This is a genomic window from Streptomyces sp. BBFR51 (assembly GCF_044591655.1).
Classification (GTDB): domain Bacteria; phylum Actinomycetota; class Actinomycetes; order Streptomycetales; family Streptomycetaceae; genus Streptomyces.
This window is the reverse complement of record NZ_CP172448.1, coordinates 144359-157638: the sequence shown is the minus strand read 5'-3', so window position 1 is coordinate 157638 and position 13280 is coordinate 144359. Positions and strand designations below refer to the sequence as shown.

Annotated in this window: 11 protein-coding genes; 5 read left to right on the top strand and 6 right to left on the bottom strand. The window is 69.7% G+C overall.

Annotation, left to right across the window (positions count from 1 at the left end; all coding sequences use genetic code 11):
• Positions 1-6: 6 nt before the first annotated feature.
• The 3 genes from ACGH7X_RS00750 to ACGH7X_RS00740 all read right to left on the bottom strand — a co-directional run bounded on the left by ACGH7X_RS00750 (position 7) and on the right by ACGH7X_RS00740 (position 4334).
• Positions 7-756, bottom strand: a complete 750-nt coding sequence (locus ACGH7X_RS00750) for a hypothetical protein (protein WP_399880280.1) — start codon at positions 754-756, stop codon at positions 7-9.
• Positions 757-1007: 251 nt separating this feature from the next.
• Complete coding sequence (locus ACGH7X_RS00745; protein ID WP_399880277.1) at positions 1008-3056, bottom strand: TerD family protein; 2049 nt, start codon at positions 3054-3056, stop codon at positions 1008-1010.
• A gap of 252 nt (positions 3057-3308) precedes the next feature.
• Positions 3309-4334 (bottom strand): LacI family DNA-binding transcriptional regulator, encoded by a 1026-nt coding sequence (locus ACGH7X_RS00740; RefSeq protein WP_399880274.1) that lies wholly within the window; start codon positions 4332-4334, stop codon positions 3309-3311.
• 122 nt (positions 4335-4456) lie between these two features.
• On the opposite strand from ACGH7X_RS00740, the gene ACGH7X_RS00735 reads away from it, so the two are divergent.
• Together ACGH7X_RS00735 and ACGH7X_RS00730 are read left to right on the top strand one after the other, a co-directional pair.
• Positions 4457-5308, top strand: coding sequence for a phytanoyl-CoA dioxygenase family protein (locus ACGH7X_RS00735; protein WP_399880271.1), 852 nt, complete (start codon positions 4457-4459; stop codon positions 5306-5308).
• Complete coding sequence (locus ACGH7X_RS00730) at positions 5301-6722, top strand: sugar porter family MFS transporter (protein ID WP_399880268.1); 1422 nt, start codon at positions 5301-5303, stop codon at positions 6720-6722. The genes ACGH7X_RS00735 and ACGH7X_RS00730 overlap by 8 nt, the downstream gene beginning before the upstream one ends.
• A 70-nt stretch (positions 6723-6792) precedes the next feature.
• Here ACGH7X_RS00730 and ACGH7X_RS00725 read toward each other — a convergent pair whose 3' ends face one another.
• The gene (locus tag ACGH7X_RS00725; protein ID WP_399880266.1) at positions 6793-7527 is read right to left on the bottom strand and encodes a translation initiation factor IF-2; all 735 of its coding nucleotides are present in this window, start codon (positions 7525-7527) and stop codon (positions 6793-6795) included.
• A gap of 443 nt (positions 7528-7970) precedes the next feature.
• Here ACGH7X_RS00725 and ACGH7X_RS00720 point away from each other — a divergent pair, with 443 nt between their 5' ends.
• Genes ACGH7X_RS00720 through ACGH7X_RS00710 form a run of 3 tightly spaced genes read left to right on the top strand, consistent with a single transcriptional unit; the run spans position 7971 to position 10790 of the window.
• Positions 7971-8990, top strand: a complete 1020-nt coding sequence (locus tag ACGH7X_RS00720; protein ID WP_399896679.1) for a FecCD family ABC transporter permease — start codon at positions 7971-7973, stop codon at positions 8988-8990.
• A gap of 1 nt (position 8991) precedes the next feature.
• Positions 8992-9765, top strand: coding sequence for an ABC transporter ATP-binding protein (locus ACGH7X_RS00715; RefSeq protein WP_399880263.1), 774 nt, complete (start codon positions 8992-8994; stop codon positions 9763-9765).
• Positions 9766-9779: 14 nt separating this feature from the next.
• Positions 9780-10790: an ABC transporter substrate-binding protein gene (locus ACGH7X_RS00710; RefSeq protein ID WP_399880260.1), complete on the top strand. Its 1011-nt coding sequence runs from the start codon at positions 9780-9782 to the stop codon at positions 10788-10790.
• A gap of 102 nt (positions 10791-10892) precedes the next feature.
• Here the strand turns inward: ACGH7X_RS00710 and ACGH7X_RS00705 are convergent, their stop codons facing one another.
• Positions 10893-11684, bottom strand: coding sequence for a TauD/TfdA family dioxygenase (locus ACGH7X_RS00705; protein WP_399880257.1), 792 nt, complete (start codon positions 11682-11684; stop codon positions 10893-10895).
• Between the two features lie 45 nt (positions 11685-11729).
• Positions 11730-13046 carry an MFS transporter gene (locus ACGH7X_RS00700; RefSeq protein WP_399880255.1) on the bottom strand — a complete coding sequence of 439 codons (1317 nt, stop codon included), beginning with the start codon at positions 13044-13046 and terminating at the stop codon, positions 11730-11732.
• Positions 13047-13280 lie beyond the last annotated feature (234 nt).

Sequence of the window (13280 nt, the reverse complement as noted above, 5' to 3'; positions counted from 1 at the left end):
CGCCGTTCACGTGCCGGAGGGCGGGGCGGACAGCCCGTTGATCAGGCCGGCGTATGCATCCCATGGGGGCGTCGTGTATCGGGGCTCCGCCCTCTCCTCCGCGACGAACTGGGCGCATTCGACCGTGTTGTCGCCTCGCAGGGTGCGGCTGGCGACGAGTTCACCGGTGCGCGCTTCGAAGACGCTCACGACGTAGCTGCCCCGGGAGAATTCGACGGTCTGGGTAACGGGACCGTAGCCGAGCGGGCCGTTGGTGTACGAGCAACTGATCTCCGTGCCCGGAACAGCCCCGGAGACCTTGCTGCACAACACCAACTGGACCGAGTCCGCGGCCGGTTCGTGGTCCAGGTCGACCGGCTCCTTCGTGTCTGTCCCAGAGGAGGAATGGGCAGGCCATGCGTCCTCAATGGCCACCCATGAGTGCGGGCTGCCGCCCTTTGGTTCGTAGGAGGCGGCGCGCGGGAACGACTCGCCGTTCTCGTCGCTGCCGCCGTCCTCACACATCCGGGCGAAGTCACGCAGGTCGCGCGGCAGGTCGCCGAGGACGGCGTCGTTGACCGGTGGTATGAGCATCAGCGCCCACGACAGCGCTGCCGCCACCCCCAGCGTCACCGCCGCTGTGACCAGCCGCCGGACGAGCAGACGCGTGTCCCGGAACCGTGTCGCAGGGGCGTGCGGTTCCGGAAAGAACGCTGGGCGCCTCAGTCGAATGACGATCGCCACGGCAGCGGCGCCCGCCAAGAGCGCGACGAACAAGAACCATGACACACCACACCTCCTGGGCTCCGGCCTTCATTCCACCGCGCTCCCACGTTGTTCACCAGGCGGTATGCGGCGCTGAACAATCGGGGCGCGCGCAAGGCCGGCTCCTGCCGCCACAAGCACGGCCTTGAGCTGGTTGGTGGCCATGGACGCGGCCTTGCCCGCGGAGAGCTCGGCGGGCGGCCCCGCACCGATGGGGTCGGACTTGCCGACTTGCCGTGTCTTTCCCGGCAGGCCTCGGCGCGTCATCCAGTCGTACTGCGGTCCTTGGACGGTGTCCGGCGCGTTGTCGCGGTGTCCAGGTGCACCACGACGGTGGTGTAGAAACGGTTTACGGCGTCGTCGACGCTGCGGATGAAGCCGGTCTCGGCATTGCCGCGGCCGCTTCCCATGCTCTTGAGCAGGGACAGGCGGAATCCGGTGATCTTGGTGCCGTTGTCCTTGGGAAGCAGGTCCGCCGGTTCGGGGCGGAGCCGCTCCAGTGTTCCGCGGGGGCCTCCGGTGTCGCTGTCGACGAGGGTTTCGACGTGGAGGTCCGCCGGTGCTTCGCCCAGTCGCCGTACGAGTCGCTTGGCCCAGCTCAGGGGATAGCCCTGCTCGGGAGTCGGGATTTCGATGCCGGTGCGCAGTTTGCCGGTTCGCAGGTCGGCGCTGATGGCCAGGACTCCGGGCGTGCCGTCGATGCGGAGCTCTGCCTGGAGCCGTCCGTGGAGGCAGAGTTGGTCGGCGAGGAGGATTCGGCGTTCGGTGGGGTCAGTTCCGCGCTTGGCGCGTTGGACGGGCAGGACCTTCTGCCCGAGTTCGCCGCCCAGCCTGAGGCAGACCTGGCGGATGAGCCGCTCCCAGTTCTCGACGACCTCCAGTGCTCGGGCATCGCCCTGGCAGAGTGTTTCGTCGTCGATCCCGTTGCGCACGGGGACCCAGGCGGGCCCCATGTTCTGGAAGCCGTGGCAGCCGGAGTTCTCGTGCTGCAGGTAGTGCAGCAGCTCCTGCAGAAGCCAGGCGTGCGCCGCGTTGTTCACGCCCTCGTGTCTGATCAGCATCTGCGCCTGGTGGGCGACTTCTGCCCAGGACATGTGCCAGAGGGCCACCTTGTGCTTTCGACGCTTGTCGATCTTGACGTCGATGAGTGGGCTGCCCTCCAGCGCGACGTCGTTCGTCAGCGTGATCACGGCTTCGTAACCCCGTCGGGTGGCGATGTCCATGTACGCCTGCACCTGGTCGGCCTTGAGTGCGTTGCCGTTGGTCTTCGTCTCGACCAGCGCGGTCCACAACTTGCCGGCCCGCTCGATGCGGATCACGCCGTCGGGGCGGCGCGGGCTGTCCCCATGCGGCAGGGAGACCTCTGTGAACGTCTCCATACGGCCCGACGGAGCTCCGAACCCGGCGGTGAGTCTCCTGCTGAACTCCGGCACTTGTGCCATCACCGAGAGCAGGACCGAGGTGGCGCGCATCTCACGGTCCCGGTCGCTCTTGAGCACCGAGACCGGGAAGAGCCTGGCCTGCCTCCAGGCGTCGTTCTCCGCCAGGGTCTTCTTGACCGCCTTGGGAATGGTGACCTTCTTCTTCGCGGTGCGAGGGCGAGCGGCCGACTTCGTCGGCTCGGTGACCTCGTCCTCAGGCCGGCGAGGAGCAGGGATGGCCTCCAGCGTCGACTGCTCGGCGGGCTCCTCGGCCGGCGCCGTACCCGACTCCTCCGCCTGTTCGGCGCCTGCGGCGCTCTCGAGTGCTGCTTCCGCCTGCGCCTCCGCGTCCGCATCGTCCTCGATGTCAACTCCGAAGTCGGTCGCCAGACCTGCCAGACCGGCTTCGTAGCCCTGACCGACGGCACGGAATTTCCATCCCTCGCCTCGCCTGTACAGCTCACCGAAGATCACCGCCGTCACGGAGCCGGCGTCATCGACGGAGAACCGCAGGAGGCTCTCGCCGGCGGCGTCGGCCAGGGTGATTCTCACGTCCTGCAGCTCACCGAAGCGGGCTCCGCCGTACCTGCTCGCAGCGACGACGACCCGGTCGATCTCGGAGGGGACCGCGGTGAGATCGAAACTGATGCGGTCCTCGCTGCCGTCCGCAGTCGGCGCCTTGCCCAGTAGCTGCACGCTTCCGTCGGCGGCCACGGGTTGGTTGTAGAAGTAGAAGTCCCTGTCGCTGCGCACTTTGCCGTTCGCGTCCAGAAGCAGGACGGACACGTCCGCGTCGCCCTCGCCGGTGGGGCTGCTCCAGCCCAGACTGACGATCACTGAACCGACGCTGTCACTCAGGTCCGCCAGGGCCACATTCGACCCCTTGATCATTTTCTGCACAAATCCCCCAACGGCGTAACCCGGGCATGCGGAAGAGCCCGCCCCATCTGTCCCATGCGCGACACAAGATGGTGAGTCGCGCGGAGAAGACTGTAATACGCACAGAGCTCGAATGTGTAGATTCTGTGAAGTCGGGGATGCGGCAGGCGACCCGGTGTCGAGCCGTCTTTGCTCTCCACTCGATGTTGTCGCGCGACGAACCGCTTCGGCGTGTGGCGTGTGCGGGGTGGGGCGTGGCGCGGATCAGTGGCCCTGGATCCCCCCGTCGGTGCTGCCCCGTGCGACCAGTCGGTGCGGGATGGTCAGGTCCAAGGCGGGCACCTCGTTTTGCGGGCTGTAGATGCGGTCGGCCAGGCACTGCAGGGCGCGTTGGGCGATCTGTCGCTTGTCGGGGGAGACGGTGGTCAGCGTTGGATGACTGAAGCGGCCGTCTTCGATGTCGTCGAAGCCGACGATCGCGAGGTCGTCAGGGATCCGCAGTCCACGAGTGTGCGCCATGTGCAGGGCACCCAGGGCCAGTTCGTCCGTGAAGGCGAACACGGCGTCCGGGACGGAGTCCCCGTCGAGCAGTTCGGCCATGGCCCGGGCGCCGTCCTGCCGGTGCAGTGAGGCGACGGAGCGTTCCCACTGCGGCTTCGGCGTCACGCCCGCTCGATGCAGTGCCCTGCGGTAGCCCTCGGCGCGCTGCTCGGCCGTGCCGTTGCGCAGGTGCGGTTGCAGCCCGATGGCGGCGACGCGGCGGCGCCCGAGCGCGATCAGATGGGTTGTCGCCTCGTCCGCGGCGGCCACGTTGTCCACGGCCACCCGGTCCGCCAGGCCCTGAGGGCTGCGCTCGCCGAGCAGCACGACGGGCAGTGGGCGTGCGGTGGTCGCCACTTCCTGCGCCTCCAGTGCCCACGGGCTGATGATGAGGCCGTCCATGGCCCGGCCCCCGTCGCCGGTCAGCAGGCGCCGTTCCGCCTCCGCGTCTCCGTGCGTCTGGTCGATGATCACCGTCCACGACCGGCGCCGGGCCTCGTCGACCAGGAGGCCGGCGAGTTCGCCGAAGTAGGGCGAGTGCAGCTCCGGGATGGCGAGGCCGATGACTCCGGTACGGCCTGCCCGCAGGTTGCGAGCGGCGAGATTGGGCCGGTACCCCAGCTCGTCGATCGCCTCCTGGACCCGTTGCCGTGTCTGTGCGGAGACCCGGGCGGAACCGTTGACCACGTTGGACACGGTGCGCGCCGAGACCCCGGCGCGGGCGGCTACGTCTTTCAGGCTGCTGCTCACCCGCACATCGTGGCATGCCGTCGGCGGCGCTGACCAAGATCCCCTCTGACGGGTATTGCCACGTTGAATTCAACGATGCAACATGTTCGGAACAGCTCGACCGCACGTGCAAGGAGGCACCTATGAGTCCGCACGCCCACCCCGGCGTCTCCCCGGCCGACCTCGATCTGGACGTGACGGCCGACGTCGACGCCCTCTATGCGGACGGCATCACCGCTCGCAAGGGCGCCTTCACCCCCACATGGGCCGACCGGCTCCGCGAGGACATCGACGTTGCCTTCCGGCAAGCCGTGACACGGCCCGGCGGCGCCGTCGGACGCGGACCGCACCGCTACTACGTGGAGATCCACCCCGAGCAGCTGCGCGGCTTCGTCGACCTCGTCGACCACCCCTGGGTGCGGTCCGTCTGCTCCGCCGTACTCGGCCCGGACTACCGCATCGTGGAACTCGGCTTCGACGTGCCGCTCGAGGGTGCCGTCAACCAGCCCTGGCACCGGGACTTCCCCATGCCCGAGGAGACCCGGGCCGAGCGGCGGTTGACCTCTCTGGCGTTCAACGTGACCGCCGTCGACACAGAGGAGGACATGGGGCCCTTCGAGATCGCACCCGGCACCCAGTGGGACGACAGCCCGGAGCTCGGCCACGGTATGTTCCCGCCCCGTCCGCACTACCCGCGCTACGAGGAGCGGGCGGTGCGCAAGTACCCACAGCGAGGCGACATCTCGGCCCGCACCGCACTGACCATCCACCGCGGCACCAAGAACAACTCCGCGAAGTCCCGGCCGGTGCTCGTCCTGGGCGTCGACGGCCCCGAAGCCACCAACGGCGAACGGCACGACACGGCCGTGACCCGTGCCTACTGGGAGTCCCTGCCCGAGCGCGTCCGGCAGCACCTGCGCTGCCCGATCGTCGACGAGCTGGAGCCGATCACGCAGAAGCACACCATCGAGGGTCTGGTCATGGGCGATGCCTGAGCTGACCACTGAGCCCGGAAGTGCCGAGGCGCCCGTCGCGGGCCGGCAGAAGGTGCCGGCCATGGTGTACGCGGTCGCGGGCGTGTCCGCTCTGGGCGGCCTGCTGTTCGGCTACGACACCGGCATCATCTCCGGCGCACTGCTGCACCTGCGCGAGGACCTGGACCTGTCTTCCCGCGAGCAGGAGATCGTCGTCAGCGTGATCCTGCTCGGCGCGATGGCCGGAGCCCTGCTCGCGGGACGCCTGGCCGTGCGGCACGGACGCCGCAAAGTCGTGATCGCGGTCGCGGTCGTCTTCGCCCTCGGGGCCGCGGCCGCGGCGGCGGCCCCCGGTGTGGGGAGCCTCATCGCCGCGCGCTTCGTACTGGGGCTGGCCGTCGGCGGCGCCTCCAACATGGTGCCCGTCTACATCGCCGAGGCCGCTCCCGCCAGGATCCGCGGCCGGCTCATGGTGCTGTTCCAGCTCATGGTCGCCTGCGGGCAGCTCATCGCCTACCTGTGCGGTTGGGCACTTTCGGGCAGTGGCGGCTGGCGCACGATGTTCGCCCTGGCGGTCATCCCCGCCCTCGCCCTGGGCATCGGCATGCTGTTCCTGCCCGAGAGCCCACGCTGGCTCGTCGAACGAGGCAGGCGGGAGGAGGCCATGACGGTACTGGTCCGGCTCCGGCCGGCCCGCACGGACGTACGCCGGGAGATCGACGAGATCACCGAGGTGGCCGCCGCCACTCCCACGGGCGGCTGGCGCGACCTGCGACAGCGCTGGATGCGCCCCGCTCTGCTGATCGCGGTAGGAATCGCGGCCTTCTCCCAGCTGACCGGCATCAACGCCGTCGTCTACTACGCACCGACGATCCTCGTAGACGCCGGGTTCGGCGACTCGGCCGCCCTGCTCACCGGCGTCGGGATCGGAGTGATGCTGGTGGTCGCCGGTGTGGTCGGTGCCATCGCCGTGGACCGGGTGGGCCGCCGCCGCACGATGCTGTGGTTCCTGCCGGGCTCCGGCCTCGCCATGGCGGTCATGGCCCTGGCGTTTCTCGGTCCGGAGGGTTCGGCGACGCAGCGCTGGACGGTGATCGTCGCACTGTTCGCGTACATCCTTTTCAACGGGATCGGGATACAGGCGGTCGTCTGGCTCGTCGGCCCGGAGATCGTGCCGCTGAGCGTGCGCGGCCCGGCGACCAGTCTGGCCACCGTCACGCTCTGGGGCGTCGACCTGCTGATCGCGGTGACCGCCCTGACGGCCATCCAGGCCATCGGCCGCTCCGGCACGTTCCTCGTCTACGCGCTGATGAACGTCGCGTGCATAGCCTTCGTGGCGGCGAAAGTACCGGAAACCCGGGGAAGGTCCCTGGAGAGCATCGAGCGAGCGCTGCAGCGTGGCGGCTCCTTCCGGAAGACGCTGCAGAACTCCTGAAACAAAGGGCGAAGCAGAGGTCCGAGGATGCCGTGATGCTGCCCATGCCCCGGGTTTTCCGGCACGCCATTCAGTGCGGTGGCGGCATCGGGTCCAGGGCGTTGGCGACGGTGCAGCCGCCTTCTCCGGGCATCCGCTGGATCCGGGACGGTACCCACACTTCGGTGGCGCCGGGGCGCACGCGGGCGAGAAGGCAGTCCTGCGCGTCGTAGTTGTTGCCCTTCACCGACAGGAGAACGCCGACACTGGCGCCGTCAGTCTTCACCTCGGTACGGATCGCCGGATGCAGGTCCAGCGCGGCGAGCGCACGGCGTACCGCGGCCTCGTCCACCCGGCCGCCCGCCGGCACCCGGGGAAGTTTCGCGCGGAGCTCCTCGTTCGGCAGCCGGGGCGGTTCGGGTGGCGGGGCGAAGGCCAGCGGAGGGCCGTCGGGGCAGTCCACGTCACGGGGATCCTCGCGCCACTGGGACTTGGGCGACACCCGCACCGCGAAACAGCGCCGCACGGTGACTTCCTGAGGGTCGAACCATTCGTTGTACGCCGAGCCGGAGGTGCGGACGACCACGTCGACGCCGTCCCCGTCGTGTGTCGAGGTGCCCGTCACCCGCAGGACCTCCACCCCCTCGATGGCGGCAGCCGAACGCCCGACCTCCTCCGCCGTGCGCGGACGCCGGCCGTAGAGCTGCTGGCCCGCCTGCTGCGCCACCGCTCGCGCGGCGTCCGTCGCCTCGTCCTCGGACGACTGCACCACGCCGCAGCCGACGCAGAGCAGCAACAGCGGGGCGAGCAGCAGCAGTCGGCGCATGGGCCCACCCTTCCGGCGCCGCACGCGGCGGACAACCGCTCGCGTACTCAGACCGGCACAGGTGATCGTACTCATCCGGTGCGGCGCCCTGCGGGCCGACAGCTGGGGTCTGGCTCAGGGGCGCGCTGTGCCTCAGACGTCATGTTCGCGTAGCCACCGTCCCTTCTCATGGCAGACGGAGGCCACTTCGGTGGGTGGCCTCTCGTCACGACGCATGTCACAAACCGACGCTCCACACGGCCCTGCGGCCGGCGGAAGCATGCTAAATTCTCTGACTTGAATATGGTTTCCATTATCGACAGAAAGTGTAGGTAGGCCACGTGCCTCCGCCCTCGACCTCCCTGCCGCCGGCGAACGCGGAGACGGCCGGACCGGCCGAGGCGCCGGCGACCGCGCCACCACCGGCGGATGTGAAAGGCCGGCTCGCCTCCCGCAAGGCCCTGCTGGCCGGTTGCGCGGTGTTGACCTCGGTCCTGCTCGTCTCCGTCGTCGTCGCCATCGGTCTGGGCCCCGCCGTCATCGGTCCGGGGCAGACCGCTCACCACCTGTGGGCAGCTCTCAGCGGTGGACGCATCGACGCGGAGGAGGTGACGACGTATCAGATCATCTGGCAGATCCGTACGCCGCGCGTGCTACTGGCGGCACTGGTGGGGGCCGGGCTGAGCGCGATCGGAGTGGCGATTCAAGCCATGGTGCGCAATGCGCTGGCCGACCCCTTCGTCCTCGGCGTCTCGTCGGGCGCCTCCGTGGGTGCCGTCGGGGTCACGGTCACCGGAGGGCTTGCGGCCTTGGGGATCTACGCGGTCTCCGTCGGCGCCTTCATCGGTGCGCTTGTCGCCTCGCTCCTGGTGTACGCCGCCTCCTCCCACCGGGGCGCCCTCTCACCGCTGCGACTCGTCCTGACGGGCGTGGCCATGTCGCTCGGCTTCCAGGCGGTGATGAGCCTGATCGTCTACTTCGCCCCGGACAGTGAGGCGACGAGCATGATCCTGTACTGGACGATGGGCAGTTTCGGTGCCGCGACCTGGGGCGCGCTGCCCGTCGTGTCCGCGGTCGTGATCGCCGGACTGGCGGTCCTGTACCGGTACGGACGGGTGCTCGACGTCCTCTCCCTCGGCGACGAGACCGCCGCGAGCCTGGGTGTCGGTCCTGACCGGCATCGCAAGGCGCTACTGGTTCTCGTCTCGCTCGTCACGGGCGTCATGGTCGCCGTCAGCGGCGCCGTCGCCTTCGTCGGACTCGTCATGCCGCATGTGGTGCGCATGGCCGTCGGTGCCACGCACGCCCGCGTGCTCGCCGTCACCCCACTGGTCGGAGCGATCTTCATGGTGTGGGTCGACCTGGCGGCACGAACCCTGGTCGCCCCGCGCGAGCTACCGCTCGGAGTCATCACCGCGCTCGTGGGGGTGCCCGTCTTCATCGCCCTGATGCGCCGCCGGGGCTACACGTTCGGGGGGCGCTGACATGGACCTGAGACTCGACGAACTTTCCGTGGCGATCGACGGCACGAGCCTCGTACGCGGACTGTCCCTGGAAGTGGCGGACGGGCAGGTCGTGGGCCTGGTCGGTCCGAACGGAAGCGGCAAGTCGACCGCGCTGCGGTGCGTGTACCGGGCGCTGCGCCCCAGCTCCGGAACCGTCTGGGTGGGCGAGCAGGACCTGGCCCGGCTGCCGTTGCGCCGCAGCGCGCAGAGCATCGCGGCGATGACGCAGGACGGTGGGGTCGACTTCGACTTCACGGTCGAGGAGGTCGTCGCACTCGGACGCGCGCCCCATCTGCGGGGCAACCAGGCACTCAGTGGCCGAGAGCGCGAACTGTGCGAGCGGGCGATGGACCAACTCGACATCCGGCACCTCGCACACCGGGGCGTTCTGACGCTGTCGGGCGGGGAGCGTCAGCGCGTCCTTTTGGCCCGCGCGCTCGTGCAGGAGCCGAGAATCCTCGTCCTCGACGAGCCGACCAATCATCTGGACGTCCGCCACCAGGTCCACCTGCTCTCGCTCCTGCGCGACTGTGGCCTCACCGTCCTCGTCGTCCTGCACGACCTCAACCTCGCCGCCGCAGCCTGCGATCGACTCGGCGTGCTCTCCCAGGGCCGCCTGGTCGCTTCCGGCGCACCCGCGGACGTGCTCACGACGCAGTTGGTCGGTGACGTATTCGGTGTCAGGGCCAGCGTCGTCCCACACCCGCTGACCGGCGATCCCCAGCTGTTGTATTCGCTCGACTCCACCCGCTGAAAGGCCACTCACACATGCGTACCACTCGAACCCTTGCCGCCGTGCGGAATCGCGCCGCACTCGGATCAGTCCTGGCGGCGACACTGGTTCTCAGCGGATGCGGCGCCGAGGTCGAGTCGGACGCCAAGGCGTCCGGCAAGGTCACCGTCAAGCGCTGCGGTGAACCGGTGCGGTACACGGTTCCCGAGCGCGCCGTCGCCTACGAGGGCGGCAGCGCGGACAAGTTGTTCGCCCTCGGTCTGACCGAGCACGTGCACGGCTATGTGATGCCTCCCGCGAATCCGCCGGTGAGCGAGTCGCCGTGGGCCTCGGAGTACGCGAAGGTGAAGATGCTGAGCGACGACCTCCTCAACAAGGAGGTCGTGGTGGAGGCCAAGTCCGACTTCGTCGTGGCGGGCTGGAACTCCGGCTTCAAGGACGAGCGGGGCATCACGCCCGCGATCCTGGACAAACTCGGCATCCAGAGTTTCATGCACACCGAGAGTTGCTTCAACTATCCGCAGTACCCGGAGAAGATGACGCCCTTCGAGGCGCTCTACACCGACCTCGAACGACTCGGCAAGATCTTCCGGGTCGAGAAGAAGGCCACGGAGGTGGTCGACGGATTGAGGAAGCGTGTGGAGGCGGTCAAGGCCACGGCCCCGTCGGGCGATCCGGTGCCCGTCTTCCTCTACGACTCCGGCACTGACCAGCCGTTCACGGCGGGCAATCAGGTCCCACCCAACGACATCATCAAGAAGGCGGGCGGCAGGAACGTCTTCGACGGGCTCGACGAGCGCTGGACCCAGGTCAACTGGGAGTCCGTCGCCGAGGCGGAGCCCGAAGTCGTCGTCATCCTCGACTACGGCGACCTGCCGGCCGAGAAGAAGATCGACTTCCTGAAGAAGTCGCCCCACACCAGGGAACTTCCCGCCGTGAAGAAGGACAACTTCTTCATCCTCGACTACAACGAGGGCATCAGTGGTCCCCGCAACATCGACGGCCTGGAGAAGTTCGCCACTTACCTTCGCGAACTCGAGAGCTGAGGCGGCGGCGCGGCAGGGCCCGTCGGACGGGCCCGAGTGCCGGCGACGACGTGCGCTGCGGCCTCGATGCCGAGGACACTGGTCGCCGTTCGGCGCCGCGCCTCAGTCCGCGTCACAGCTGCGTGCGGTGAGGATGCGGACGGTGCGTTCACCGGTGTGACCGTCACGCCCGTGCCAGCAGCGGTAGTTGTCGAGGACCAGGATGTCGCCCTCGTCGAGCCGGAACCGCGGGAGCGACGGCTCGATGCCGTGCACGGCGTCGCGAAATCGGGTGAGCTGGGTGAGGACGTGCTCGGTGTCGGGGTCGCGGTGGATCGGGACGGCTCCGTCCGTGCGGCGTACGACGCGCCGTCCGGTGCGGGTGAACTCGACGTGCCGCCCGACCCAGGGAGTCACAGGGAGCCCCCGCACGCCCGCCCACGCGCCGTACAGATCGACGTCGGAGCCGGTGAGGAAGGCGCTCAGCGCGGGGTCGCCGGCGGCGAGGCCGTCGACGAACGCGTAGGCGTCCAGGGCGAAGGAGTCGCCCCCGCGCGGTGCCGGGCGGGCGCACTGGACGAGCACGAGATCCTCGTCGGGGTGGCGCCGCCGGTGGGGGACACCGCCGATGTCGACGGCGATGTCGAAGCTGTCGGCATGCAGGTGGACGAGGGATCCGTCGTGCGAGGTGCGTACCCGGTGCGGGTACAGCTCACGCAGGCGGTCGCCCATGACCTGGGCCGCTGCGAGCGTGAGGGCGTCGGACGTGTTGTGGTGGCCGGTGAGGACCACCGCCCCGTCCCGGGACAGCAGTTCGCGTACCTCACGCACGCTGCCGTGGGGGACACGCGCGGGGGTGATGCCCGGGCCGGCGGGATTCTCGTGAGGGCGGTGGGGGTGAACGGGTGCGTGCATGGCTCCAGGCTGCCCCATCACAGGCGGGGTCGCTTCCCTCGAAGGTCAGTGGTGGGCGTTGCGGGCGTCCGAGCCGGAGAATGCGCGGGTGCCGGGCACCAGGGCGGCGGCGGCCGGCGCCGCGAAGCAGACGACCGCGCAGCCCGCGAGGACCGCCTGGGCGCCGAAGGCGTCGATGGCGGGGGCGATGACGGCGAGTCCGACCGGGGCGAGGCCGTAGGAGAGCAGGAAGTCCAGGGAGGAGACCCGCGCCAGTTTGTCCGGGGCGACTTCGCGCTGTGCGGCGGTGAACCACGGCACGTTGAACAGTTCGATGCCGACGCCCGCGACGGCGTAGGCGGCCATCACCACGACCGGGTGCAGGGGGAACACGAGGCTGAGCGGGGCGAATCCGTAGGCGGCGAGGCCGGCCAGGGCGGCCCGGCCGGGGGAGCGGGGGCGCCAGCGGGCGATGAGCAGCGCACCGCCCAGCGCTCCGGCGGTGTAGGCGGTCATCGCGCCGGCGAGCACGACCTCCGTGCCGTACTCGTCCCGGCTCACGATGGGGAGGGCGACCCCGGTCGCGGAGTAGCCGGTGGCTATGACGGCCGTCAGCGCACCCAGACCGGCGAGGAACCACGGGTGCCGGCGGGCCTCGCGGACACCCTCGGTGAACTCGGCGAGGAGCGACCCACTGCCCGGACCGTTGGCCGGGGACTGTGACATGTCGCTCGCGGTGCCCGGGGACTGAGACATGCCGTTCGCGGTGGCCGGGCGCTCACCGCGTCCGGGTACGAACGCGGCGACGAGCCAGAGCAGCCCGATGCCCACCAACAGGGCCCAGGTGTCGAGGAAGACGGCGAGCAGGGCGGCCAGCGAGGGTCCCACGAGTGTGGTGACCCGGACCGCCAGGGTCATGGCGGCGTTGGCCTGCTGCCGGCGGTCGGCGTCCACCACCTCGGCGGTCAGGGCCTGGTAGGCGGGTCGGCAGGCACCCTGGCCGGCTCCGGCCACGGCGGCGCCCGTCGCCATCAGCAGCACCGAGCGGTCCAGACCGGCGGCGATCAGCGGCGTCGCGGCTGAGGCGGCGAGCCCCGCCCACAGGACGACGCCCCGGCGCGAGTGCCGGTCGGCCAGCACACCGGCCACGGGTACCGCCGCGAGGAACCCCGCGGTGCGGGCCGCGAGCAGCACACCGAGATCGGTGGCGGAAAGGGTCCGGTCGAAGACCGCGAGGCCGAGCACGAAGGGCAGCGCCCAGGTGGCCAGACCCGATGCGGTGGCGCCCGTCCACAGGCGGAGGAAGGCGAGGTCGAGCAGGACGGGGCGCTGTTTGCCGGGGCGGACCTCGGCGGGCCTGGGCGGGGCGGATGAGGTGGGCACGATGGCGCGCTCCTGTCGTGTGCGTTCGTACGGTGGACGGGCCGGGCGAGGGTCGGCCGCAACGGCCTTGACCAGGCAGGGGATGGGCGAAGTCGCAGGCCCTGGACATGCGGCGTGCGAACGGCACGCCGCTGCGCCGACGACACACTATCGCAATGACAATCGTTTCCATTAGGGTGCTGTCAGTCCACCGATCCCTGGCGTGAGCCGCCCCCTGCCCCGGCCGGCGCGAAC

What these genes read in the sequence shown, in the direction of transcription:
- ACGH7X_RS00745 (WP_399880277.1), bottom strand. Translation starts at nt 3,056, where the DNA reads ATGATCAAGGGGTCGAATGTGGCCCTGGCGGACCTGAGTGACAGCGTC.
- ACGH7X_RS00705 (WP_399880257.1), bottom strand. Translation starts at nt 11,684, where the DNA reads ATGCACGCACCCGTTCACCCCCACCGCCCTCACGAGAATCCCGCCGGC.
- ACGH7X_RS00710 (WP_399880260.1), top strand. Translation starts at nt 9,780, where the DNA reads ATGCGTACCACTCGAACCCTTGCCGCCGTGCGGAATCGCGCCGCACTC.
- ACGH7X_RS00735 (WP_399880271.1), top strand. Translation starts at nt 4,457, where the DNA reads ATGAGTCCGCACGCCCACCCCGGCGTCTCCCCGGCCGACCTCGATCTG.
- ACGH7X_RS00715 (WP_399880263.1), top strand. Translation starts at nt 8,992, where the DNA reads ATGGACCTGAGACTCGACGAACTTTCCGTGGCGATCGACGGCACGAGC.
- ACGH7X_RS00725 (WP_399880266.1), bottom strand. Translation starts at nt 7,527, where the DNA reads ATGCGCCGACTGCTGCTGCTCGCCCCGCTGTTGCTGCTCTGCGTCGGC.
- ACGH7X_RS00730 (WP_399880268.1), top strand. Translation starts at nt 5,301, where the DNA reads ATGCCTGAGCTGACCACTGAGCCCGGAAGTGCCGAGGCGCCCGTCGCG.